This window comes from Pirellulales bacterium (assembly GCA_019636345.1).
GTDB lineage: Bacteria > Planctomycetota > Planctomycetia > Pirellulales > Lacipirellulaceae.
On the sequence record JAHBXQ010000002.1, the window covers coordinates 155,534 to 180,567 of the forward strand.

General features: G+C 67.0%; 19 protein-coding genes and 1 pseudogene. 7 read left to right on the plus strand and 13 right to left on the minus strand.

Features of this window, described 5'->3' with window-relative positions; translation table 11 throughout:
• Nucleotides 1-359: 359 nt before the first annotated feature.
• The 8 genes and pseudogenes from KF688_04480 to truB form a co-directional block, all read right to left on the minus strand.
• Nucleotides 360-2,450, minus strand: a complete 2,091-nt coding sequence (locus KF688_04480) for a hypothetical protein (protein ID MBX3424916.1) — start codon at nt 2,448-2,450, stop codon at nt 360-362.
• A gap of 107 nt (nt 2,451-2,557) precedes the next feature.
• A complete protein-coding gene (locus KF688_04485) occupies nt 2,558-5,806 on the minus strand; it encodes a valine--tRNA ligase (protein MBX3424917.1) in 3,249 nt (1,082 codons plus the stop codon).
• Nucleotides 5,807-6,015: 209 nt separating this feature from the next.
• A complete protein-coding gene (locus KF688_04490; protein ID MBX3424918.1) occupies nt 6,016-6,228 on the minus strand; it encodes a PIN domain-containing protein in 213 nt (70 codons plus the stop codon).
• Nucleotides 6,229-6,419: 191 nt separating this feature from the next.
• Nucleotides 6,420-6,656, minus strand: coding sequence for a hypothetical protein (locus tag KF688_04495; GenBank protein MBX3424919.1), 237 nt, complete (start codon nt 6,654-6,656; stop codon nt 6,420-6,422).
• A gap of 105 nt (nt 6,657-6,761) precedes the next feature.
• On the minus strand, nt 6,762-7,097 hold the full coding sequence (locus KF688_04500; GenBank protein MBX3424920.1) for a hypothetical protein: 336 nt from the start codon (nt 7,095-7,097) through the stop codon (nt 6,762-6,764).
• Between the two features lie 9 nt (nt 7,098-7,106).
• Nucleotides 7,107-8,717: a citramalate synthase gene (cimA, locus tag KF688_04505; GenBank protein MBX3424921.1), complete on the minus strand. Its 1,611-nt coding sequence runs from the start codon at nt 8,715-8,717 to the stop codon at nt 7,107-7,109.
• A gap of 1,123 nt (nt 8,718-9,840) precedes the next feature.
• Nucleotides 9,841-12,450, minus strand: a pseudogene (locus KF688_04510) (DNA translocase FtsK).
• 451 nt (nt 12,451-12,901) lie between these two features.
• Complete coding sequence (gene truB, locus KF688_04515) at nt 12,902-13,774, minus strand: tRNA pseudouridine(55) synthase TruB (protein ID MBX3424922.1); 873 nt, start codon at nt 13,772-13,774, stop codon at nt 12,902-12,904.
• Between truB and rsmG the strand changes: the two genes are divergently transcribed.
• Nucleotides 13,773-14,609 (plus strand): 16S rRNA (guanine(527)-N(7))-methyltransferase RsmG, encoded by an 837-nt coding sequence (gene rsmG, locus KF688_04520; protein ID MBX3424923.1) that lies wholly within the window; start codon nt 13,773-13,775, stop codon nt 14,607-14,609. The genes truB and rsmG overlap by 2 nt on opposite strands.
• Before the next feature lie 127 nt (nt 14,610-14,736).
• Nucleotides 14,737-15,078: a DUF3467 domain-containing protein gene (locus KF688_04525; GenBank protein ID MBX3424924.1), complete on the plus strand. Its 342-nt coding sequence runs from the start codon at nt 14,737-14,739 to the stop codon at nt 15,076-15,078.
• A gap of 58 nt (nt 15,079-15,136) precedes the next feature.
• On the opposite strand, the gene KF688_04530 is transcribed toward KF688_04525, so the two are convergent.
• Nucleotides 15,137-15,472, minus strand: a complete 336-nt coding sequence (locus KF688_04530; protein MBX3424925.1) for a tetratricopeptide repeat protein — start codon at nt 15,470-15,472, stop codon at nt 15,137-15,139.
• Nucleotides 15,473-15,782: 310 nt separating this feature from the next.
• Between KF688_04530 and lpxA the strand changes: the two genes are divergently transcribed.
• Nucleotides 15,783-16,634, plus strand: a complete 852-nt coding sequence (gene lpxA / locus KF688_04535) for an acyl-ACP--UDP-N-acetylglucosamine O-acyltransferase (GenBank protein ID MBX3424926.1) — start codon at nt 15,783-15,785, stop codon at nt 16,632-16,634.
• A gap of 17 nt (nt 16,635-16,651) precedes the next feature.
• On the opposite strand, the gene glmS is transcribed toward lpxA, so the two are convergent.
• Nucleotides 16,652-18,517, minus strand: coding sequence for a glutamine--fructose-6-phosphate transaminase (isomerizing) (gene glmS, locus KF688_04540; protein MBX3424927.1), 1,866 nt, complete (start codon nt 18,515-18,517; stop codon nt 16,652-16,654).
• A gap of 298 nt (nt 18,518-18,815) precedes the next feature.
• Between glmS and kdsB the strand changes: the two genes are divergently transcribed.
• Nucleotides 18,816-19,583 carry a 3-deoxy-manno-octulosonate cytidylyltransferase gene (gene kdsB, locus KF688_04545; protein ID MBX3424928.1) on the plus strand — a complete coding sequence of 256 codons (768 nt, stop codon included), beginning with the start codon at nt 18,816-18,818 and terminating at the stop codon, nt 19,581-19,583.
• Nucleotides 19,584-19,590: 7 nt separating this feature from the next.
• On the opposite strand, the gene KF688_04550 is transcribed toward kdsB, so the two are convergent.
• Nucleotides 19,591-21,507, minus strand: a complete 1,917-nt coding sequence (locus KF688_04550; GenBank protein MBX3424929.1) for a hypothetical protein — start codon at nt 21,505-21,507, stop codon at nt 19,591-19,593.
• Between the two features lie 154 nt (nt 21,508-21,661).
• Nucleotides 21,662-22,414 (minus strand): 4'-phosphopantetheinyl transferase superfamily protein, encoded by a 753-nt coding sequence (locus KF688_04555; GenBank protein MBX3424930.1) that lies wholly within the window; start codon nt 22,412-22,414, stop codon nt 21,662-21,664.
• Between the two features lie 268 nt (nt 22,415-22,682).
• On the opposite strand from KF688_04555, the gene KF688_04560 reads away from it, so the two are divergent.
• The 3 genes from KF688_04560 to KF688_04570 all read left to right on the plus strand — a co-directional run bounded on the left by KF688_04560 (nt 22,683) and on the right by KF688_04570 (nt 23,883).
• Nucleotides 22,683-22,883, plus strand: coding sequence for a hypothetical protein (locus KF688_04560; GenBank protein MBX3424931.1), 201 nt, complete (start codon nt 22,683-22,685; stop codon nt 22,881-22,883).
• 110 nt (nt 22,884-22,993) lie between these two features.
• On the plus strand, nt 22,994-23,560 hold the full coding sequence (locus KF688_04565; GenBank protein ID MBX3424932.1) for a sigma-70 family RNA polymerase sigma factor: 567 nt from the start codon (nt 22,994-22,996) through the stop codon (nt 23,558-23,560).
• 38 nt (nt 23,561-23,598) lie between these two features.
• Complete coding sequence (locus KF688_04570; protein ID MBX3424933.1) at nt 23,599-23,883, plus strand: zf-HC2 domain-containing protein; 285 nt, start codon at nt 23,599-23,601, stop codon at nt 23,881-23,883.
• A 75-nt stretch (nt 23,884-23,958) separates the two neighbouring features.
• Here KF688_04570 and KF688_04575 read toward each other — a convergent pair whose 3' ends face one another.
• Nucleotides 23,959-24,918, minus strand: coding sequence for a cytochrome c (locus KF688_04575; GenBank protein ID MBX3424934.1), 960 nt, complete (start codon nt 24,916-24,918; stop codon nt 23,959-23,961).
• Nucleotides 24,919-25,034 lie beyond the last annotated feature (116 nt).

Below are 25,034 nucleotides of genomic sequence, written 5' to 3' on the forward strand. Positions count from 1 at the left end.
GCGCCTCGGAGCGAGGAGAAGTCGGAAGCGGAATCAACAGTCCGCCGCTGCCGTTTCGGCCATTGTCGACCCAAACCGATCGCGATGCAAGTTCGGCCGATCGCAGACAGGAGACCTGCAAAAATCGTCCTGAGCAGGCGATTCCTGAATGCATTCGCAGGGGGCTGGGCCGCAGCGAACAATCCCTGTCAGGCCCTGTCTCTCCACGCTTGGGCAAGTGCAGCGTCAAACCCGATGCGGCGAACTCGGTTGCAATTCGACGCTCGAGCCCAGGGCCCTCGAATTCGCCGTGCCACAGACTCTGCGGACTCTGCGCGAGACTTGTCCCGCTGGGCAGGTCGCCTGCGATTGGCTGGGCGTCACGGCTCGCTGTTTCCCCCGTCGACGACCCCTTCGGCGGTCAGTTGCGACTCGCCTCGCGGCCGACGGAACTCAGCCTTCACGAGATTGCGCGGCGCTTCGTCGGGCAAGTACATGGCGCTGACGTTCATCGCCCGATAGACGGCGTCCTGAATCGATTCGTTCGCTTCGGGGCGCACCGAGTAAGGCATCGTCTGGACTGTCGACCAAGACCACAGCGTTTCGCCGCCGACGGTCAGGGCGACTTCGTAGTGCCGAGCGTTTGCCGTCACGCTCGCGGTTTGGCGGTCGAGGCCGAACATCGCGCGAAACTCGCGAGTCTGACTCTCGCCCGAGCGAGTTCGGGCGGTCAGAACGGCGGCCTGCCCGTCGGCGACCTCCAGCCCCGCGGCCGCCGCCGCCTGAGTCAGACGCCGCCGGGCTTCGTCCAGCACGGCTTGGTCTCCCAGGTCGACGTCGAGCGAGATCTTGTCGCCGGGTTTCAAGGCAAACACGTCGCTGGTCGCGATCGCTGCGAGCGCCGACGCGGCCGCCGGATGAGGCAACGCCACGCGCTGCAGCGATTGCCCCTCGGACCCGCTTCCCGCCAGATACCACAGCGCACCGTCGCGCACCCACGTGGCGCCCGTGGCGCGGTACCGCCAAATCGCGCAACCGCGGTCGGCGTCCAGCAGCAGACCGTCGTCGGTCAGCAGCAGCCGTTCGTCGACCCACGCCGCGCCGGCCATGCGCCCCAACGAAAACACGGTCGGAGGCAGTTTGCCGGCGACGTCGACGACGACCAGCGTCTCGGCCCCGACGATCGCCAGCCGCTTGCCGGACGGCGAGAACGCCGGCCGACTCAGCGAGCGAACTCCCGCAAAGTGCGCCAGTTGATCTCCCGTGTCGACCGCAAACACGTCGACTCCGTTGGTCCCGGCAATGGCGACTTGCCGTCTCCCCGGGCTCGACGTCCAGCCCCCGGCGGCGGCAACTTGCCAGACGGCCTTCGCGGAGGCGGCGTCCCACAGCACCCACGTCCCTTCGCCCCCGGTCGTCGCGATCCGCTCGTCGTCGATCCAGCGTGCCGAAGCGATCGCGCGCTTCCGTTCCGCGGAAGACTGGTAAGGTCGCCAACTTGCCGCGTGGACGAGCGATTTCTCTCCCACGTCCCACACGTCGAGCCGGTCGCCCAGGCCGCTGTCGTCGGGCTTGGTGCGAGTCGCCACGCGCTGGCCCGACGGCGACAGGGCGGCGGCCGTCAGGTTCGGCGGACCCGAGAAGTTGGCCGTCCGCACGCCGGTGCTCAGATCGTAGATCTCGATGCGCGAGTTGGGCGAGTTGAATTCGTTCCCCCCGGTGCGCGCCACCATCAGCAGCGGCCGCGGCTCCGCGACGACCTCGGCCGTGAGCACCTTCTCGTAATGTCCGAACGGATCGGCGATCCCCAGGGCGGGCTGAACCTTTGCCGCCGCCGTCGAGGCAGGGTCGGGATCGCAACCGGTCGGAGCGGACGCCGCGGACGCGACCCGCCGGACAGCGGAGTCGTCGGGCGTCAGCGGCGGCTTCACGCCGGGCGGGGTCCAGTCAAACGCGGCTCGTTCGGCCGTCGCCGGGCTAAGCGGTTTCACCCAGCTTTCCGGCTTCGACTGGATCGCGTCCTCGGGATCGCCGTCGAAGCGGAACTTGACGTGGCTCCCGTCGTACCCTGTGACGGTGCCCGCCCGCGGAGTGAAGCCGTCGCGGTACTCGATTCGATCGCCTACCGCGAACGTCGGCCCCGACCCGCGCGGGCCCCGGCCGCGAACTGTCGGCGCTGCTGCGGGGGGAGCTGCCTGCGCCTCCCGTTGCCGTTTGACCAGCGCCCGCAGGTACGTTTGGTCCGGTTTGCTCAGCTTGGACAAGGGCAGCGTCACCGTCTCGCCCGTCGCCTTTTTGAGCGTCACGTTGCCGTCGACGACTTCGACGAACTCGGCGTCAATCTTGTGAGCGCCGGTCCGATCGGTCCACGTGTGCATCTCGCCGCCAACGGCTGGGCATGCGGTCAGCAGCCACAGCGGCGTCGCCCACAGCAAGGGGCCAAGACGTTTACATTCGACGCAGCGTGTCATGGCGACGAACCTGGAAAGCCAGAATGAGTCAAGGATTTCGCCAGCGACTATTTTGGGTCGAAACTCTCGCAACGGCAAGCGAATCCCCCAAGCGACTTGGCAAGCGCTCAACGCAACTTCGCCAGCGCCGCCGTGATCGCCGCGACTTGCCCCTCGACCTCGGCCAGCTTGTCCCGTTGCTTCTGGACGACCTCGGCCGGGGCGCGGCTGACGAAGCTCTCGTTGCCCAGCTTGGCGGCGAGCGACTTGGCATGCCCGGCGAGTTGTTGGTGCTCCTTTTCCAGCCGTGCGATCTCGGCCGCCGGATCGAAGAACGCCGACACGTCGACGTGCACGTCGATCCCCGTGAGCGACTTGCTCGCCGAGCGCTCCGGCGCCGTCGCCGCGGGGCCCAGCGTCGTCAGGGTCGCCTTGGCCATCTGCTGGAAGTAGGGCCGCATCGGCTCGAGCAGTGCGGCCGTCGCCGCGTCGCAGCGCACCGCGAACTCGACCGGCTCGCGCGGGGGAATGTTCTGCCCCAAGCGAATCTCCCGCACGGCGCCGAGCACTTGCTGGAAGTCGGCGAACTGCTCCTCGATGTCGGCGTTGATGCGTGCGGCGTCGACCTCTGGCCACCGGGCGATGCACACCGACGCCGGCGCCTCACAACCCCGACTCGCCGAGCCGCACTGCGTCAGCTCCCCCGAGCCGGGAAGCGTCAGCTCCCGGAGCGGCGCCGCCGCGTTGAGCAACTGCCAAATCTCCTCCGTCAAGAACGGCACGAACGGATGCAACAACCGCACCAGCGCGTCAAGCGCGTGCGACAGCACCCGCTGGGCCGTCAGCCGCGTCGCGGGATTCGCGAACCGCGCCTTGGTGATCTCGACGTAGTAATCGCAGAAATCGTTCCAGGCAAACGCATAGAGCGCCCGCGCCGCGTCGGCAAACCGAAACCCCGCCAGGGCGTCGTTCACCTCGCGCGTCACCGTCGCCAGCCGCGACAACAACCACCGATCCTCGAGCGTCAGCGCCGGCGTTCCACTTGCCTGCGGCTGAGCGTCCCCCCCGGCGACTTGGGAAGTCGCGGCTTGAAAATCGTCGAGGTTTTGCAGACTGAACCGCGCGGCGTTCCACAGTTTGTTGCAGAACCGCCGCCCCAGTTCAAACCGCTCGCTCACCACCGCCCCGCGGGGGAGCCGTTTGTCTTCGTCCGTGCCGTGCGATTCGGCCCACTGTGTGGCGAACGGCTTCTTGCAATGCGTGCACTCGATCCGCGGCTGGGTGCGGTTCTTCTTGGTCTGCTCGACCAGCTTCTGGCAGTGAGGGCACTCGAACTCGACCGGCATGCGGACGTCTTGCGTCTCGGTGGTGAGATACGCCAGCCCGAACCGCAGCGCGTCGGCCCCGAATTTCTCGATGACGTCGATCGGGTCGACTCCGTTCCCCTTCGACTTCGACATCGTCTCGCCGTAGCCGTCGAGGATCTTGGGGTGAATGTAGACCTCGCGGAAGGGGACCTCTCCCATGTTGTAGAGTCCCGCGAGCACCATCCGCGCGACCCACAGCGTGATGATGTCGCGCGAGGTCACCAGCACGCTGGTGGGGTAGAACTCGGCGAGCTCGGGCGTCTGCTCCGGCCACCCGAGCGTTGAGTGGGGCCAGAGGGCGGAGGAGAACCAGGTGTCGAGGACTTCGGGTTCCTGTCGAAAGAAATCGAATTTCTCAAGAGCTTCTACAACATTCCTATCGTGCTCAGAGCGAACGCAAACCAGGAATTGGGCCACCTGAAATGGGTCGGATGAATCGGCATACGTAATTTGTCTTTTAAATTTCCAAGCTTCGAATCGCTCACGCAATTCAGTGAGAAGCCATCGTGTTTCTTCGTCGCTCTGTGCAGTCTTCACCTTGCTCCATACCGGAATCCGATGCCCCCACCACAGCTGCCGCCCCACCGGCCAGTCGCGTTTCTCGCCGAGCCAATCGAGGTACGACTTCGCGTACCGCTCTGGCGTGATCTTCACGCGGCCGTCCGTGACGGCGTCCATCGCCGATTGCGCGAGCTCATCCATCTTCACGAACCACTGATCCGCGAGATACGGTTCGATCGGCGTCTTCGAACGGTCGCTGTGGGCGAGATCGATTTCGCGGTCTTCGCGGTCGGTCTCGGGGTTGTACAGCCCTTCCGCTTCCAAGGCGGCGATCACCGCCTCGCGGGCCTTGGTGTGCATCTTCAGACCGCGATACCTCTCGGGGACGGCGTCGTTGAGATGGCCGTCGACCGTCATGATGTTGATCGCGCCGATCTCGGGGTGACGTTGCCCCACTTGGTAGTCGTTCTCGTCATGCGCCGGGGTGATCTTTACGCACCCCGAGCCGAGTTCCGGCTTGGCCCACTCGTCGGCGATGAGCGGGATCTCGCGCCCGGCGAGCGGCAACTCGATCCGCACGCCGCGTAGCGCCATGTCCCGCAACTGAACAAGCTGCGGCAAATGCGTCGTTCGCCGTTCGCGCAACGCCTTGAGCTGCGCGTCGATCGCCGGGCGATCCTTGTCCGCCGCCTCGGAGCGCTTGCGGACGAGCGCCGCCTCGGCCTCGTCGAGCGCTGCGGCCGGGTCGGGATGGACCGCCACGGCCGTATCGCCCAGCATCGTCTCGGGCCGCGTCGTGGCGATGGTCACGAACTCCGGCTCGCCCGGCTTCAAATCCGCCGCGACGAACGGGTACTTGAAGTGCCAGAAGTGCCCCTTGACCGTTTCGTGGAACACCTCGTCGTCGCTGACCGCGGTCTGCAGGTACGTGTCCCAGTTGACCAGTCGCTTGCCGCGGTAGATTTTGCCGTCCTCAAACAGCTTGAAAAACGTCTCGCGGACCGCCCGGGCGCACTGGTCGTCGAGCGTGAACCGCAGCCGCTGCCAATCGCAACTGCAGCCGAGCTGTTTGAGCTGGCCGAGGATCCGCTTCTCGTACTGCTCCTTCCACTGCCAGATTCGCGCGACGAGCCCTTCGCGGCCCAGGTCGTGTCGCGATTTCTTCTCTTCCTCCAACAGCCGCCGCTCGACGACCGCCTGGGTGGCGATCCCCGCGTGGTCGGTCCCCGGCATCCACAGGACGTTGTACCCCTGCATCCGCTTCTGCCGGCAGAGGATGTCTTGCAGCGTATTGTTCAGCGCGTGCCCCAGGTGCAAGGCGCCGGTGACGTTGGGGGGCGGGATGACGATGCAAAACGGCGGCTTCTTGTTGCCGGCGGCGTCCATGGCGCCGACCTCGGCGTGGAAATAGCCCCGTTCTTCCCAGAGCGAATGCCAACGCCGCTGAGCGCCCTCGTGGTCGTATTGCGAAGGGAGATCTTGGAGATTCGGCTTGGCGGGCGAGCTCATGGCGGCGACTGGCGGCAATCAAGTGGGGGGGCATGCGCAATGGCCGCGACGGGGCCGCGAGTTTGCGCGAGGGTCGGAAAGCGTCCAATTCTTGCGCAAAGGCGCGAACGCGCAAAGGGGAGAATCCAACCCCCCGAGCGGCCGGCGACCTGAGGAGTTGCACCGGGGCGAGGGCGACAATCGAGGGGCGGGGGGCAAATGCTTCGCGGCTATCCGCGCCAGAGCTTCAGGCCCGGGACCTTGCGAAAATGCTCGTCCCGCGTATCGAGCGTAAGATTGTGCTGCAGGGCTTGAGCGGCGATCCACACGTCGTTCGTGGGAATTGGCGTGCCGCGTTTTGAAGCGATGTCGCAATGCGGGCGTAGTAAAGCGTCGTTTTGTCGTCGGGAACGAGGACGCCCACGTGCGGTTTGGCGAGAAATCGCTGGAGCGTGGTCTCATTGGATTGTTCCTGCCTGCCGGCGGCAAAACCGGACCGCAACTCAGCCAGTACGACCAGCGAGACCCAGATTTCGGGCGCCGCTTCAATTCGCCGAACGACCGCGTCGTCGCCTCGGTCGAAGTCCGCAATACCGATTGGCGTCGATGGCCAAGCGGGGCGCCAAAATCATTGTCAAATCTCGGGGTCGATACGCCGCTGCTCTTCCAGCGCGGCCAAAGTCTCGTCGTCCATCAAGCGCTGGCCGGCAATGTCGGAGAGATCGCGATATTTCACTGGCCCGCCGTTGATGCCTAGCCCCCGCCGTAGCGCGTCGACCAGCACTGCGTTGAGCGATTTCTTTTCGGCAAGGGCGCGCTGGCGGGCGGCGACCTCGATGTCGTCAGTGATGTTGCGGACCGTGAATTTCATGCAATAGTCACAAGCTCATGAAGGGCGGTCAACGCGTTTGCTTCATTGCCTGAGCGGGGGACTGCGACTCCGAGGGACGACGACTTATCAGTCGACCGAAACGCTTCAGGCCGTGTGCTGATTCCTGGGAGGCTTCATGCCGCGGATTTCTCGCCAGTATTCGTCGACGACGTCGTCGTCGATCGTCACTGAACCGCCGCCTGCCCAATGTCGGTCTTGGCCGTTCTTCTTGGGACCGGAGATCCAGTATTCATCGCCCGTTGCGACGTCGTAGTAATTGGCGCCAATCCCCTGGCCGGCGCAGGACTGCAAGACCAGATCGTGGAAGTAAACAGTACAGCCAGTGCGCGAAAACCTTGCGCGACCGATCCACGCCGGACCGTTGTCTCCGTAGCCGGACTTCAACTCGACGTACAGAATCCGTGACTGTTTTCCAGCCATAGAACCGCCTCACGCTTTCTCGCAACTGTCAATGCCGGGCTTCGACCCCTCGTCCTTGCAGAGCTTGTACTCGATGCTGTCCACCAGCGCCGCCCAGCTTGCTTCGATGACGTTCTCGTGGACGCCGACAGTGCCCCAGGTCGACTCCTCGTCGCGGCTCTCGATGACCACCCGCACGCTCGCCGCGGTGGCGGCTTCGCTGTTGATGACCCGCACTTTGTAGTCGACCAAGTGCATGCAGGCCAATGCGGGAAAATGACTGCCGAGCGCCTTGCGCAACGCGGCGTCGAGCGCGTTGACCGGGCCGTCTCCCTCGGCGACCTCGTGTCGCAGTTCGTCGCCGACCAGCAGCTTGACCGTCGCCTCGGTCACCGGCTGGCCGCCGCGGCTTTCGACGGTCGTGTGGTATTTCACCAGCTCGAAGTGGGGCGTGAACGTCCCCGCGAGGCGCTTGACCAAGAGCTCGAACGACGCCTCGGCCGCCTCGAACTGGTACCCCTTGTTCTCCAAATCGACGATCCGTTCCAGCACGTTGTCCATCAGCGCTTTGTCGTTCTGCAGATTCAGCTTCGTCGCCAGGGCGATGATGTTCGACCGGCCCGACAGTTCGCTGACCAGCACGCGCCGCTCGTTTCCCACGGCGGCGGGGTCGATGTGCTCGTAACTGCGGGCCGCCTTGTTGATCGCGTGGACGTGCATTCCCCCCTTGTGAGCGAAGGCGCTCGCGCCGACGAAGGGCTGGTTGTTGCGAAAATTCATGTTCGCGATTTCGTAGACGTACCGCGACAGCTCGGTGAGATGGGCGAGCCCCGGGGCGCCGGCGCCGTCGACGCCGTTGAGCACGGTGTAGCCCCGCCGCTTCTTGAGCGCCAAGTTCGCCGCCACGGCCAGCAGATCGACGTTGCCGCACCGTTCGCCGAAGCCGTTGATCGTCCCCTGGACTTGCATCGCCCCGGCGTCGATCGCGGCCAGCGAGTTGGCGACCGCCAGCTCGCAATCGTTGTGACAGTGGATTCCCAGCGGCACATGCACCGCATTCGCGGCGACGCGGGTCAACTCGGCGATTTCCTCGGGGAGCGACCCGCCGTTGGTGTCGCACATGACGATCATCGACGCCCCCGCGTCGGCCGCCGCTTGAATCGTGCGGGCGGCATAGGCGGGGTTGGCCTTCCAGCCGTCGAAGAAGTGTTCGGCGTCGTAGATCACTTCGCGCCCTTGCGAAACGAAATACGCGACCGTGTCGCGGATCATGGCCAGATTTTCGTCGAGCGAGACTCCCAGCACCTCGGTCGCGTGAAAGTCGTGCGTCTTGCCGACGATCGTCACGACGGGGGTCTGGGCGTCGACGAGGGCCTTCATCCCCGGGTCCTCTGCCGCGGTCATCCCCCGGCGGCGCGTCATGCCGAACGCGCACAGCTTGGCATGCTTGAGCGGCTCGGCGGCGAGTCGCTCGAAGAACTGGGCGTCCTTGGGATTCGACAAGGGATACCCCCCCTCGATGAAGTCGAACCCCATCTCGTCGAGCCGGCGGGCGATGAGCACCTTGTCATCGAGCGAGAAGTTGACGCCTTCGCCTTGGGCGCCGTCGCGGAGGGTCGTGTCGTAGAGTTGGATGTGCATGGGAGGAGGGGAGCCAGAGGTCGGAGGTCAGAGGCGGAGGACGCCGATCGCTCGATTTGGGAAGGTTGCCGCTGGGGGGGAACGTTGGGAGCCGCTGTTGTCTGCCCCAATAAAAAACCCCCGCAGGCCATCGCGGCCTTCGGGGGTCGGGTTTGCAGCAAGGTGTGCTCGAACCGCCCTAGGGCCGCCGTCGGGGAATAATCGGAATCATGGCGATCGGGGCGGGCATCATCGGCTCAGCGGGCACAGTCGGAACGGTTGGTTGGAACCAGCAGAAGATCAGCGGCTCGACATGAAACAAGCTTAGCCCGCCGACGGAGCAGGGTCAACGACCGCCCTGAGGGTCAGAAGTCCAAGAACCCCGGCATTCCCCGACTTTCCTCGGCACAGCCGCAGGCAGCGGCCAGCACCGACCGGGGCGTCAGGGTTCGTCTTCCTCCCAGTCCTCTTCGCCTTCATCCCCTTCGGCGCCTTCCTCGTCCTCGTCCTCGTACTCGTAGACGTATTCGTACTCCGCTTCTTCGTCTTCGAGTTCGTCGTCGTCCGCTTCGTCGACTTCTTCATCCTCGTCGATCTCGTCAACTTCCGCTTCGGCCTCGACGTCAGTCTCGGCTTCTTCTTCGTCGAACTCCGGCTCGTCCTCGTCCGGGGCGTCCTCTTCTTCGTCTTCGTACTCGTATTCGTACTCCTCTTCGTCCTCCGACTCTTCTTCGTCGAGTTCGTCCGCAGCGGCTTCATTTGCTTCGAGTTGTTCGTTGGCGTCCGCAACGTCTTCGGCCGTGTCCTCGGCGGCTTCTTCCCATTGGTCGTCGTCCTCGACGATATCCGAAGCGTCGTCGTTCGCTTCGAGTTCCGAGTCAACCTCCGACCACGCAGCGGGTTCTTCCAGTTCCGAATCGTACGGACTCGGCGATATGCGATTCGTCGCCGCGGTCCGGATTTGGCCGATCGCTTCCTCGTCGGCTTGGTCCTCCTCCCACGGGGCGGTCAGCGTCGCGGTCGCGGCCATGGTTGCGGCGGCGGCGCTGAGCGTCGTCCCCGCGAGCGACGGGCGGCGGGTCGGAGCGGGGGGCGCCGACGAGCCGAAGTCGGCGCGCGTCGCCGCGGGTTCCAGGTCGCTCGGCTCGTCGGAGCCGGGGATGATGATGTTCGGCCGCCGCGGCTTCGGAGCGACGGTCGCGGCCGTCGCAACGGTCGACGGGCCGTCGAGCAGCGACGTCGGCGGCGGACCCGCTTCGCCGCCGCGGGCCATCGCCTCCCACTCCTCGACCGTCAGCAGCACGTCGCGGGCCTGCGAGCCGTTGTACTGTCCCACGATGCCGTCCTCGGCCATGAAGTCGATCAGCCGCGACGCTCGGCCGTAGCCGATCCCCAGGCACCGCTGCAGCAGCGAGCAACTGCCGCGGCGCTCGCGCACCACGACGTCGACGGCCTGCTCGTACAGTTCGTCGCGATTCTTGAGGGCTCCGCCGCCCCCGGCGCCGGCCTCCTCCTCGTCTTTGGTCTTCAGTTCGATCAACTCGCGGGCGAACTGCGGACTGTCGGTCCCGACGAAATCGGTGACTCGCGTGATCTCATCGTCAGACAGGTACGTCCCCTGCCCGCGGAGCAATTGACTGGTGCCGGGGGAGAGGAACAGCATGTCGCCGTTGCCCAGCAGCTTCTCGGCGCCGTTCTCGTCGAGCACGACGCGGCTGTCGGTCTTGCTGGCGACTTGGAACGCGATCCGGGCCGGCAGGTTCGACTTGATCAACCCCGTGATGACGTCGACGGTCGGTTTCTGCGTGGCGAGGATCAGGTGGATGCCGACCGCTCGGCTTTTTTGGGCGAGCCGGATGATATGCTGCTCGACCTCCTTGCCGGCGGTCATCATCAGGTCGGCCATTTCGTCGGCGACGATCACGATGAACGGCAGGCTGCGCGGGACGTGCTCCCACTCCGCCTCGCTGGCGGGTTGGATCCGCTCGCGCAGTTCTTCCTCGCTCAGTTGATTGTAGACGGTCAGGTGCCGCACCCCGGCTCGAGCGAGGAGCGTGTACCGTTCCTCCATCTTGTCGACCGCCCAGGCAAGGATCGCCTCGGCCTTTTTCATGTCCGTGACGACCGGGTGCATCAGGTGGGGGAGCTTCTTGTAGCCGGAGAGCTCCACCATCTTCGGGTCGATCATCAGCATCCGCACCTCGTCGGGGCCGCGGGCCATGAGCATCGACACGATGATCGAGTTGAGACAGACCGACTTGCCCGTGCCCGTGCGCCCGGCGATGAGCAAGTGGGGCAGCGCGGCCAAGTCGACCACCAGCGGATTGCCAGAGACGTCCTTTCCCAGGAAGATCGGAATCTTCATCCGCTTCGCGGTCCCGTTGGACTGCTCGATGATCTCGCGGATGCGGACCAGTTGCCGCCGTTCGTTGGGGACCTCGATCCCGACGGTGTTCTTGCCGGGGATGGGGGCCACGATCCGCACGCTCGGCACGCGCAGCGCGATTGCCAGGTCGTCGGCCAGACCGGTGATCTTCGACAATCGCAGGCCCGCTTCGAGTTGCACCTCGTACTGGGCGATTACCGGGCCGGTCTCGATCTCGACGACTTTCACGTTGAATCCGAAATCGCGGAACGTGCGCTCCAGGATCTTCGCCTTGCGGCGGACCTCGCGCTCATGCTCCTCGTAGCTGACCTCTTCGGACTCCAGCAGCAGATCGAGCGGCGGGAGCTCGTAATTCAGATCCTCCGGCGGGGCGCTGTCGGCGGCTTCGAGCTGGTCGATGATCTGGGCGACCTCGTCTTGCTCGGCGACCTTGGCCTCCTTCGCCGAGGCGGGTTTGTTGTGGCGGGACTTGATGCCGAGCGCGGTGGCGAGCTTCTGTTTGAGGCCCGAGGGTTCCTCGGCGGCTGCCGCCGTAGCGGCAGGAGAAGCGTCCTCCGCGTTGCGGTCGGCGGGGGTGCGCACCGTGAGGGCGTCGGACTCAGCCTCCTCGGCTTCGTCTTCTTCCTCCCACTCGGCTTCTTCGTCTTCTTCCCCCTCTTCCTCGTATTCGTACTCGTATTCCTCCTCGCCGTCCGCTTCCTCGGCGTCTTCGTCCTCTTCGTCGGACTCGTCCAGCAGTTCGTCAAGTTCGCCGTCGACGTCGTTGGCTCGGCGGCGGGTCGCCGCGGCGAGCGGCAGTCGAGCGGCGGAGCCGAGCGCCCGGAAGCCGAGTCCCGACACGGCCGTCGCCCCGGCGGCCATCCGGAACATGAGATAGTCGGTCGCCAAGAGCAGCCCGGCCATGAGTACGGCAAGTGCCAAGATATAGGCCCCGGCGACGGCAAAATGGGACTCAAGCAGCGCCCAGCCCATCGCGCCCAGGTATCCGCCGGCGCCGATCTCCGGTCCTGGAGACCTGTCGGGAAGCGCCATCGCCGCCAGGGTGGTGAACGCCACGAGCGTGACCGTCCAACCGACGCCGCGGAGCACCGGCTGGTCGAACTCGCGCCGCACGGTCAGCATGACCGCCACCAGCGCAATCGAACCGGCGACAAAGAACGCCCCGTAGCCGAATCCGGCGAACAGGGCGTGAGCCGCGTAGGCGCCGACGCGCCCGCAGGCGTTGTTCACGTACTGTCGGGGGGGATCGACGAGCGAACTCGGCGGGTCGGCCGGGTCGTAGGTCGCCAGCGACGCGGTGATCACCAGCGCCGCGGCCGCCAGACCGAGCGAAAACAGATCGAGCTTGAGACTACGATTCTCGAACATAGGCGCGGAATGCATGAACGACCAACCGCCGAACCGACGCGACGCAGGTCGCGGCGAGCTCGTCGTCGCTCGGCCGCGATCGGCCGGGCGAAATTGGATCGCAGGGCGCTTCCGTGCCCAACGGGATGTCCGTAACGCTGACTCACAGGTGCAGGGGGCGAGCCACGCGCACAACGACGCCGTCCTGGAGTCACGCGCACCTCGCCTGCGATATGGTTTCGGCGTTCGCCGCAAGGGGGATGCAATCGGAAGTCGCCCTGCCGCAGCCCTTGCCCCTGGGGGACGATTCGCACGACTGCGGCCGTGCGTACAACCGCGTCAATGCGAACGCCGCCGCGAGGGAGCATTCTCTCCCCGCTGCAATTGTTCCCGCGAGCCAAGCAGTCGGGGGTGCGGGAGCCGCGAGAATCGCCTCGATTGCGGGCGGAATCCGGCTCCGTCGTGCCGGTCGTTACGGCTGCGAAAAGTTGGGGGCCGGTTTGTACTGCCCGGCGGCGTGCCGACGCAGAATCGCCACAAGCCGCCCGCCCGGATCGAGCGCGGCGAACTCCGCCGCCTCGGTCACCCCGGCTGGGAGCGGCAGCAGCCGGCCGCAGGCGACATCGGCCAGTTCCGCAGGCGCCAATTCCCACTGGGGAAGGTCGCGGACCGCCTCCAGCGGCGAGATCAAGCAATTCGGCAACATCTCGGCCGTCAATGTGCGCGGGTCGGCGGCCGCTTCGACGCGAAACGGTCCGATCGCCGTCCGCTCGAGCGCCGCCATCACGGCGGAGGTCCCCAGCGATTCGGCCAGATCGCGGCCGAGCGAACGGACATACGTTCCGCTGCCGCAGACGATCTCCAGTTCGCACCGCGGATAGTCGTACGCCAGCAGTCGGAGCGAGCGGATCGCAACCGGTCGCGGGGCGAGCTTCACCTCGTTGCCGCGCCGGGCCAAGTCGTAGGCCCGCTGCCCGGCGATCTTCACTGCCGAAAACGCCGGGGGACGCTGCTCGATCGTCCCGACGAACCGGGGGAGCGCGGCCGTCAGCTCCCCCTCGCCGGGGACGGGCGCCCCGGGGACCAGTTCGACCTCGCTCTCCACGTCGTCGCTGGGGCTGCGCTGTCCCAGCAGGAACGTCGCCCGATAGGTCTTGGGCGCTCGCTGGACGTATTCGGTCAGCCGCGTCGCCTGTCCGAGGCAGACGACCAGCACCCCCGAGGCGATCGGGTCGAGGGTGCCCGCGTGACCCGCCTTGGCGGGTCGAACGAGCCGCTGGACCCGATTGACCACGTCGCGCGACGTGGGTCCGGGAGGTTTGCGGAGATTCAACAGGGCGAACATGCGACAGCCGGTTGAAGGGGGGCAAGCAGCGACGGAACCAGCCGCGAACTCGCTTGGTCAGCAGCCGGCCCTTCGCGCCGGCGCGGCGATCCCCCATACTGCCCCACGCCCCGCATCGGGGCAAGATTGCCCTACTCGCCTCTCGACCAGACCCGCTCGCGTGACCCCCGACGATTCCGCCGCCGAATTTGCTACGCTCGCCGAGGCGCTCGCCGCCCACGGCATCGAGCTGGAGCCGGAGCGCGTCGAATTGCTCGATCGGTATCGCGCAGCCCTGTGGCGATGGAACGAGCAGCTCAATCTCACGCGACATACGACCCACGCCAAGTTCGTCGGCCGCGACGTGGTCGACAGCCTCGAACTGGCGAAGTTGATCGCCCCGAAGCGACGCGTCCTCGACGTCGGCTCCGGCGGCGGAGTTCCCGGGCTGGTGATCGCCATCTGCCGGCCCGACCTGCGCGTCACCGTGTGCGAGTCGACCCAGAAAAAAGCCAAGGTGCTGCAATCGCTGGTCGACGAACTCGGCCTGCCGACTGAGGTGTTCGGCTGCCGGGCTGAAGAACTGCTGGAGGTCCGCACGTTCGACGCGATCGTCGCGCGGGCTGTCGCCCCGCTGGCGAAGATGCTCTCCTGGCTCGCCCCGTATTGGGAGTCGTTCGACGAACTGCTGCTGGTGAAGGGGCGGTCATGGGTCGACGAACGGGGGGAGGCTCGCCATCGCGGACTGATGCACGGCTTGGAACTTCGCAAGGCCGCGACCTACGCCATGCCGGGTCCGGCAGGCGAGAGCGTCATCCTGCGCATCCGCCGCGGCGACGGAGGAGATCTCGACTGACGGTTCGCAGCGAGCGGCTCCGCCCTCGGCGGGGATAGCCGATCGGCGGAATCTCCCGTACACTGCGGTCAGTGCGACGACGTTCGCAAAGGGATTGCCGTACCTGAGAGTGAATAGGAGCAAGACGATGGCCGACGACATCAAAGAAACCTCCTCGCCAGCCAAGGGCGAGCAAGCGCAACCCCAGCGGGTGCAGGTCGACGACTCGACGGCCACGGCATGCTACGCCAACTTCTGCCGCGTGACGGGCACCCCCGAGGAGCTCATCATCGATTTCGGCCTCAACAGCCAGCCGTTCGGCGTTCCCACCGAGCCGGTCAAAGTGACCGAGCGAATCGTCACGAACTACTTCACGGCCAAGCGGCTGCTGCACGCCTTGCACCTGTCGGTGCAGCGGCACGAGCAGACCTTCGGCGTGCTTGAGGTCGACGTCAACAAGCGCGTCGTCGCCAAGCCGCCTCAGGCCTGAGGCGGCAAGCAAGTTCAGCTCAAGTGCAAGGCGCCAATGCGAGCGGCGCCGCGCGGTTCTAGCGCTGGCTGAGCATCCGGCTCCGCTCCATCGCCTCTTCGGCGAGGCGAATGTACCCCGTTTCGCCCGTTCCGGCGTAGGCGCGCTGGAACGTAACGCTCATCGCGGTGAAGCTGAACGGGTCGTTCGGCTCGAGTTCGCACACCCGTTGGGCATGGCGGACCGCCTCCTCGTGCCGACCGAGCCGCTGCAGCACCACCGCCAAGGCGGCGTGGGCCAAGGCGTAAGTCTCGTCGACCTCCAGCGTCTCGGCAAGCTTGGCGGCGGCGGCCTCGAGATCGCCAGCGGCTTTCAGGCGATCGGCTTCGTCGTACAGGGCGACCACGTCGGCCATGGGGGAGTTCCTTAAGCGAGCCGCATGCGTGCGGCGGTGAAACGATCGAGTTTACCCGGCGCTTGCCGCTCCGGGGACCCCCATTGCTAGCTGCCCGTCGTCCCGGTGCGGGACGCCGCGGCGCCGTTGTTGCGCCTCGGGCTCACCCGCTACGACCGATTTGACCGATAACACCGCCAGCGGCCTGGAAAGGACTGGCCTTGCTGGAAATACGCTGGATTCGTATTCCGGCACCCTTGCCTGCACGACGCACGGGCGCCCCCGCACCGCTCGCGACGCTTGGCAGACGCTTAGCGAAGGACCCACAAGCGTGAGCATTCACCCCGCCGCCGTCGTCAGTCCCCAGGCCATTGTGCACTCCGGCGTCGAGATCGGCCCGTTCTGCGTCGTCGAACCCGGCGCCGTCGTCGGCCAGAATTGTCGGCTTTTCTCCGGTGCCGTGGTGAAGACGGGGGTCACCCTGGGCCGCGACGTGACGGTTTGCGAAGGCGCCGTCGTCGGCGGCGGTCCGCAGCATCTCTCGCCCCCGGAGCCTCCCGGACGGGTGGTCGTCGGCGAACGGTGCACGCTGCGCGAGAACGTCACCGTGCACCGGTCGATATTTACGACGGGAGAAACCCGCATCGGCCACGACTGCTATCTCATGGCTGGGGCGCACGTGGCCCATGACGCCAAAGTGGGCAACCACGTCATCCTCACCAACAACGTCCTGTTGGGCGGTCACGTTCAGGTCGGCGACCGAGCGTGTCTGGGCGGCGGCGTGGCAGTCCATCAGCACTGCCGCGTGGGTCGACTGGCGATGATCGGCGGCTGCGCCCGGATCGTCCAAGACGTCCCTCCGTTCGTGCTCACCGATGGCGACTCGGGGCTGATCGTAGGGCTCAATCGGGTCGGGATCCGTCGCGCGGGGATCGACCGCGACGAGGCGCTCCAACTCAAGGAAGCCTACCGTCTGATCTATCGCCGCGGGCTGTCGTTCGACGAAGTGGTCGCCGCGCTCCAGCAGCAGTACCCCGCGGGCCCGGCGGCCGAATTCGCCGAGTTCTTTCAGGACAGTCGCCGCGGGTTCGTCCAAGAACGCCGCAGCCCGCCTCGCATGGCGATCAAGCTCCACCCGGCCGCCGACGAAGAGACGGTCGAATCGAAGCGGCTCGTGGGCTAAGCGATCCCCGACGCTCGCTACTCGACCGTGACGCTCTTCGCCAAGTTACGGGGCTTGTCGACGTCGCAGCCGCGCAAGACCGCGATGTGGTACGCCAAGAGTTGCAGCGGCACGGCGGCGACGATCGGCTGCAGGAAGTCGGCCGCGGCGGGAATCTCGATCACGTCGTCGGCCAACTGGGCCGCCTCGTCGTCCCCTTCCTCGACGACTGCAATGACCGGGCCGCCGCGGGCCTTGATCTCTTCGAGATTCGCCATGACTTTGTCATACACCCCGCCTCGCGGGACGAGGAACACGCTAGGCGTATGCTCGTCGACCAGGGCGATCGGCCCGTGCTTCATCTCGGCGGCCGGGTAGCCCTCGGCGTGGATGTAGCTGATTTCCTTGAGCTTCAGCGCCCCTTCGAGCGCCGTGGGGAAATTGTAAAGTCGCCCCAGGTACAGAAAGTTGTTCGCGTGGGCGTACTTGGCGGCGATCTGCCGACAGGCGTTGTTCGTGGCCAGGGCTCGCTCGACCAACTCGGGGAGCCCCTGCAGATCGTCGATGATCCGCAGTCCCGCCTCGTAGCTCAGGTGATGCAGGCGGCCGAAGTGGAGCGCCAACAGGGCCATGACGACGCACTGCGAGGTGTACGCCTTGGTGCTGGCGACCCCGATCTCCGCCCCCGCATGGAGGTAGATCCCCCCGTCCGCCTCGCGCGCGATCGTGCTCCCCACGACGTTGCAGATCGCCAAGGTCATGTGCCCTTTGCGCTTCATCTCGCGCATGGCGGCCAGCGTGTCGATCGTCTCGCCGCTTTGCGTGATGGCGAACAGCAGCGTGCTGGGCGACAGCGGCGGATTGCGGTAGCGCAGCTCGCTGGCGTACTCGACCTCGACGGGGATGCGGGCCAGGGCCTCGATCATGTACTCCCCCACCAGCGCCGAATGCCAACTCGTGCCGCACGCCGTCAGCACGAACCGATCGATCGATCGCAACCGCCGCGGCGTGAGATTGAGTCCGCCGAACTTGGCGGTCGCCGCGTCGAAGTCGAGTCGTCCGCGCAGCGCGTTGCGAACCGTTTCGGGCTGCTCGAAGATCTCCTTGAGCATGTAGTGGGGGAACTCGCCCAGTTCCACGTCGTCGGCCGTGATCTCAAGCAGCTTGACTTTGTGGGCGACGTCCCCCTGGTCGCGGTGGATCACCCGCAGGGTCTCGGCGGTGACGACCGCGATCTCGTGATCGGCAAGATAGACGATCTTGTCGGTGTGGCCGGCCAGGGGCGAACCGTCGCTGGCGATGAACTGCTCGCCGTCGCCGACGCCGATCACCAGCGGGCTTCCCAGGCGGGCGGCGATGACCGCCTCGGGGAACTGCCGAAAGACGATCGCCAGGCCGTACGTCCCCCGCAGTTGAGCCAGCGCGTTCTGCACCGCGGCGACGAGCCGGGCGTAGGGGTCGAGCTCGTCGCTGACCTCGTCCCCCAGTTGTGCAAGCTCATGAACGATCAACTGAGCGACGACCTCGCTGTCGGTCGCCGAGCGGAATTCGTAACCCTGGGCGATCAAGTGCTCTTTGATGGGACGAAAGTTTTCGATGACCCCGTTGTGCACCAGGGCCAGCACGTCTCCCCCCCCTAGGTGCGGGTGGGCGTTCACGTCGGTCGCCGGGCCGTGCGTCGCCCAGCGAGTATGGCCGACGCCGGTCGTGCCAGTCGGCTTGGTCCGCTTGACCAGGGCAGCCAGCTCCTCGACCCGGCCGCTGGTCTTGTTGACGTGAAGCCGGCCCTCGTCGAGCGTGACGATCCCGGCGCTGTCGTAGCCGCGATACTCGAGCCGCCGCAAACCTGACAACAGGAAGCTCGACGCTCGTTTCGAGCCGACGTAGCCGACAATTCCGCACATGGCGCTGGTGTCCCCCGCGTGTTCAAACTCCGTCGACGCTAGCAGCGGCGATGCGCTCGTTGGCGCCCCCTCGGAATAGTAGCATCCCGAAGGACGTCGGCCTACGCGGAAAGGAGGCGAGGAAACTGGCGGAAGCGGGAGAGCGGAAGGGGGGCGTAAGAGCGCCCAGGGGCGGTTGTTTGCTCCTTCTCCCCGGCGCACCTGCTCTGGCGAGTTCTCGCGGGCGCGCGGTATTCTCCCTCCCCCGCCGTCGACTCGGAGGATGTCGACACCCGTTGAGATGCGAAGGAACGCTGCCATGGAATCGGCTGCCGCCGCCCGTTGTGCTTTGATCATCCCCGCCCGCCGCGCCTCGACTCGGCTGGCCGACAAAATGCTGCTTCGCGAGACCGGCAAGACGGTCTTGCAACACACCTGGGAAGTCGCTCGACAGGCCCAGCGGCCGGACGTGGTGCTCATCGCCACGGACGACGAGGAAATCGCCCGCGAGGCCCGGCGGTTCGGCGCCGAGGTCCTCATGACCAGCCCCGCCTGCGCCAGCGGCACCGACCGCGTCGCCGAGGCCGCCCGGCAACTCCCCCGGGCCGAAATCCTGGTCAACCTGCAAGGGGACGAGCCCGACATGGACCCGCGGGCGATCGACCGCGTCATTGCCAAGCTCGAGCGCAACCCGGCCGCAGGCATGTCGACCGCCGCGGCGCCGCTCCGCACGCGCGAGCAACTCGACGACCCGGCCTGCGTGAAGGTGACGTTCGACCACGCGGGCCGAGCCCTCTACTTCAGCCGTAGCGCGATCCCGCACCCTCGCGAGTGGAGCGACGCGCTGCTTACGGCCGAGCCGCCGACGTTCTACCTCCACCTGGGAATCTACGCCTATCGCCGGCTGCTGTTGGAGCGGATTACTTCGCTCCCCGTGAGCTGCCTCGAGTCGGTCGAGAAGCTCGAACAGCTCCGCGTGCTCGAGTGCGGCGAGACGATCCTTGTGGCTCCGGTCGACCACGCTTGCCGCGGGATCGACACCCCCGGCGACTATGCGGACTTCGTCGCCCGCCGCAAAGCGGCTTGACAGGTCGTCACGGCTTGCCTCGCCGCAGCAGCCGCCAACGTTCGGCCCACTGCTCGACGGGCGCGTAATTCGCCTCGATCCACGCGGCCGTGGCCTCGCAGTATCCTGCGCCGAAATCAGCTTGGCCGTACTCCTCAAGACGCCGCGGGGCGACGACGATCCAGTCGGGCGGACGGGCCGCAAGGTCGGCGAGCATCGCCTCCTCGCCGAAGTGGATCACCTCCGGCGGCATCCAGGTGAGGTAGCGGGTGCTCGACGGGCGACGGGCGAGGTAGTTGAGCATCACCCCCTCGGGGAGCACCGCGAGCGTCTCGCCGGGCGCGACGCGCTCGGCGACGAGTTGCGCCGCGTACGCCGTCGACGCGGCTGAGGCGCCGGCGTAGAAGCGGTCCCCCGGAACGAGCCCGAGTTCGACCTCGCGGCTGACGTGCGTCGACTGCTCAAGTTGGTAGTGGGCTAAGTAAGCCGCCATCAGCGGTGCGGCAAGCCACGGCAACGCCGCGGCCCAGGTTCTGCGGCCTTCGCTGTTCCGCGGGGCCCAGTCGAAGATCGCAAGCACCGCCGCGGCCAAGGCGGGGAACGCAAGCGCGAAGCCGTAGTGCGTCACCCGCGCGAACAGCACGATCTTTGCGAGCAGCGCGAGGGCGAAGACGCACCACGCGATCCTGCGGGCCGCGGTTGCCGCCGCTTCGTGCGTCGTTTGGCCGCCGCCGGATCGTGCTCGAAGTTGCGCTAGAGCGACGCCCTGCCACGTCCCCAGCACGAGAAGCCACGCCGGCAAGGCGCGCTCGACGAGCGGCCAGTCGAATCCGACCGTCAGGCTGGCGCCGCCCGCGAGCGTGCCGAGAGCCAGCGCCGCCGCCCGCATTCGCCAAACTCCTCCTTGGGCGGCTGGGATTGCTGCGCAGCGCAGTTCTTTCGGCCCAAACCGGCGGCCTACGAGATACGCCGCCCCGAGCGTCTGCACCCCCAGCAGCAGGCTCACGGCAAGTTGTTCGCAACTCGCCGCAAGGTCGTACGTCCCCAGGCAGCGGCGGTAGAAGTCGAGCTGGCGAATCTCGCTGTCGGCCGCCATGCGCCACGCAGCCGTCGTGTGAGCGACCGCCTCCGACCACGGCATGGCCGCGGCAAGCCATGCGGTTGCCGCCAGCGCCACGCCTGCGGCTGACAGCGCCGCCACGCCTGTCGCGAGGACAAGGCGCCGCACCGGCGTCCCTCGGGCGATCCCCTGGAGGACCGCACTGGCGACGACCCCCGCGCCGGCGGCCAGGGCCAACTCCGGCTTCGTCAACAACGTCCCGCCGACACACGCCCCCGCGGCAACCACGGCGGGCCAACCCCAGTCGTCGATCCGCCATGCGGCGGCCAACGCGAGCAAGGCCAACAGCAAGCCGTGCGTCATCTCGTGCGAGTACGGCGTGATGAAGTTGTAATTGGCGACGCTCGCGTAGTTGCCGAATCCCAGCAGCAGCGGCAGCAGCGCGGTCGCCGCGACGGCCGCTCCGCGCGAGGCGATCCGCAACAGCAACCGAGACGCGACGAATGCCGTCGCGGCGAAGATCGCCAGATTCGCCGTCATGAGCGTCCCGAGGCTTGTGCCAAACCAGCGGAACCACAGCGAGTTGAGATACGGCGACAACGGCCCGTTGAAGTAGGCCACGTCGCGATAGAGGACCTCTCCCTCGGCCAGCCGCCACGGCACGTACAGCTCTCGTCCGAAGTCGATCAGCGGATCGAGCCCGGTCCGCCAACATTGGACCGCCGGGACGATCGCTAGCGCGACCAGCAGGGCGCCAGGCCAGCTGCGACGAGCCGCGCGACGGCAAACGTCGCCCCAACCGGTTTGTGCGCCGGAAGATGGACGGCGGCGCAGGGCGCTCCGCAGGCGATCGACGAACGAGCGAGGGACGGCGGCAGTCGTCATACGAAGCGTCGTGCAAACTCGGCAGAGCAGGGCAGGGCCGTGCAATCGGCACAGGGAAGAATAGCTCACGCCCCGGATCAACGACGGCGCCGCCGGCAGAGTCGGTACAATCGGGGAGCCAGTCCTGCCGTCCAGGCGGTCGCGACGCCGTTGTTCAGAGCTTCGGGGACCGAAACAAACGCAGGGGGAGCGCCCCGACGCTTTCCGGCCACGCCACGGCCGCCACGTAGCCGGGCGCGGGGGCGAGCAGAGCGACCTGCCACTGCGTTCCGCCGATCGCCGGGGGAAGCTCGACCAGTCGCCGCTGTTCTCCCGCCGCATGAATGCGCACGGCGTCGAGACCCACGACGATCCCGCAACCAGCGGCCTTGAGCGCCGCCTCCTTGCAGGTCCAGTCCTCGAAGAGCTTCATGAGTCGCGCCGCGTCGTCCGCCAGGGTCGCCCACTCCGCGGCGTCCGCAGGGGCGAGCGTCTTGCGCGCGAACCCTTCCGGCGAGGCAAGCGGGCGCACTTCCTCGATGTCGACCCCCACCGGTCCCGTGGCCGTCACCGCGACCAAGCCCCACGCACCAGCGTGCGAACAGTTGAATTCCATCCGCGGCGGCACTTGCGGGCTCAGCAACACAGGTTTGCCTTGCGGCTGGCGGGCGAACTGCAACTCCGCGGGCTCCACGCCAATGTAGCGCGACAAGATAATTCGCAACGTCCCCCGCACGACAATCGCCTGATCTCGCTTGGCGTGGTTGCGGAGCCGGCCGTATTGCTCGAGCTCGTCCGCCGATAGCAGCTCGCCGGCGTGCGACGCATTGGCTTCGGCGCCGGCGGCGACGAGCCACAGATCGACCCCGTCCGCGCGGGCGAGCAGGAGGTCCGACGACGCCGGCAGCCACGTGCATGGTTCGTTCATCGTCGGTTCATCCTACGACTGATCTGCTCGGGAACCTCGGCGGCACGACGGGCACGACGACGGTGTCATCGTCTCGGTCTTGCCGTGCCGGTTGCGGCGTGGCGGCGATCCCGAGCGACAGCAGCCGGTCGAAACGACCGAAGGTATCGCGCAGGGGGGATTTACCGGGGGGCGGAGGGCGGAAAAAACTCGCTGCGGCGGACTTTGCTTGGGGCGGCTCCGTTGCGGCGACCAATAACAGAGTACCCCTTTCCTCGGAGCGCCCGTCATGTGTTCTGCCGATTGCGCGATCGAAGCCGTGCTCAGCGCCCAGGCCTCGGCGGTGCACCAGCAAATCGGCTACGCCCTGGCGGCCAAGTCGCTCGAAGCCGCCAAGGCGCAAGGGGCCGCCGTCTCCCAAATGCTGGCGTCCGCCGCCCAAATCGGCAAGGCTGTGGACAAGGGAGCGCAGCTCGACGCGATCGCCTGAGCGATCACGCCGCCGCACGATTTCGCTGAGCCGCACTGGAGCCAAGCGACCCGTCGCGGTATCCTCCCCCCGTGCGGAGACTTCTCTTTCGCCCTCGGAACGATCGGAACATGCCGAGCGACTCCAGCAATCGGGCGGCCCAGGCCGAGCAGTGGCTCGCCGACCATGGCGAAGCGTTGCTCGCTTACGCCGTCCGACGCACCCCGGATCTGCACACGGCCGAGGACATGGTCCAGGAGACCTTGGCCGCCGCGGTCGTGGCGATCGCCAGCTTCGAGGGGGATTCGACCCTGCTCACTTGGCTGACGGCGATCCTGCGGCGAAAGATCGCGGATTTCTACCGCAAACGGTCGCGAGAGGTTCCCGTCGCGGGGGACGAGGAGCGGCTCGAGTGGTTCGCCGACGATGGCCATTGGCGGGCCTCTCCGGGCGAGTGGGGGGGCGACCCCGCGGCGACCGCCGAGGCGGCCGAGTTCCAGGAGGCCCTGGCCCGCTGCCTCGGCCGGCTGGGCCCGACCCTGCGCAGCGCGTTTCAATTGCGGGTCCTCGACGAGTCGACCACCGAAGAAACCTGTAGCATTTTGGGCATTTCGCCGACGAACCTTTCGGTTCGCCTGACCCGGGCCCGGTTGACGCTGCGCGAATGTCTCGAGCGGACCTGGTTCGGCAGTTCCTGATGCGGCTTGCTCGCCTCCGGGTGAAAGGATCGACCTTCGTGTCGCAGCAGAAACACTGGCGAAACTTCTCTGCCCTGGGGTGCGAAGACGCCGCCCGGTTGGCGTCGGAGTCGCACGACCGGCGGCTCACGCTCGTCGAGCGGCTGGCGCTGCGGCTCCACCTGGCGGCCTGCGCGGCTTGCCGTCGAATGCGCAGCCAGTTGGCCGCCGTCGAAAAGGCGGCCCGGCGACTCGCGGGCAAGTCCCCGCTGACCAGCGAGGAATCGGCCGCCGCCCGAGACAGAATCGCCGCGGGATTGCGCAATCGGCTCGGCGATCAGTAATGTCCAGTTTGGGTCATCGGCTCGGCTGAACTACGACAGGGCGATTCTCCCCGTCGCGGCCTCCCCAAGCGCCCGTCAGCCGCGAAATCCTTCGTGACAGGCCGAGCAGGCCTGTCCCGCGCGGCCGGCGGCGGCGCGGGCCGCGTCGTACTGGTTGTCGCGCGCAGCGTGAGCGATCGCCCGAGCCGCCTCCAACAGCGCAGCCGCGCTGGCGCGATACTCCTCCTCCTCGCGGTAGTCGTAGTCCTCGCGCTGGACGATCTCGGCCAGCATCGCCAGGAGTTGCGCTTCGCGCTGCACGTCCACGGACTGACGACGCATGGTCCGCTCATCGGCCAGCGCGGGGAGGAGGACGCCGTGGAGAGCCGTCTCCATCCGCTGCATGACCGTCGGCAGCGAGGCGAGCTCGCTCCACGCAGGCCGCGCAGCCGCGCCCGCCTCCTCGGCAGGCCCCTGGCCGCGCAGCAGGTCGTCGAGCTGCTCCTTGCCGGTTTGCGCGACGGCGTACGCCTCGTCGGTGGCTTTCCGGCAGGCGTCGGCCACGGCGGCGAAGCGCACCGCCAGCGCCGCGGATTCGCGTTTCCATCGCACGTCGTCGTCGTGCTCGGCGACGACGGCCGCCAGCACGGCCAGCATCGCAAAGTCGCCGCGGCACTGCTTGTTGCCGCCGCTCTTGAATTTGCCGGGCGAAGCCAGCGGCCCGGCGAGGCGATTGGCCGTGCGTTTGATTTCGTCCGCGAGCGCCGCCCCGTCGACGAGTTGCGACCATGCGAAGCCCCCCGCGCTCGCCGCCCCCTCCGCGGCTCCTGCGCTCGCCGCGCGGGCCGTTGCGTCGGCCCCAACGGGTCGCGGACCGACAAGCTCCGCGCGGGCGTCGGCGAAAAACACGTCGACGACGTCGGCCGTCCACGCCGGGCGCGCCGCTCGCTTCGTCGGTTCGCTGCGGCCGTCCTCGGCGCGCGACGCCGCGCTCAGGACTCCGACGAACGTCGTGGCTAGGCAGGGCAAGCGGACCAGTCGACGGCAAGCGCTCATGCGGAACTCCGGCACAAGGGGGCGATTCTCTCGCCAAGATAACAGGTCGCTCGCCTTCAAGAGAATGACTTCGCATCCAAGTCGCACGCCGAAGCATTGTTCAGAACCCAAAATGA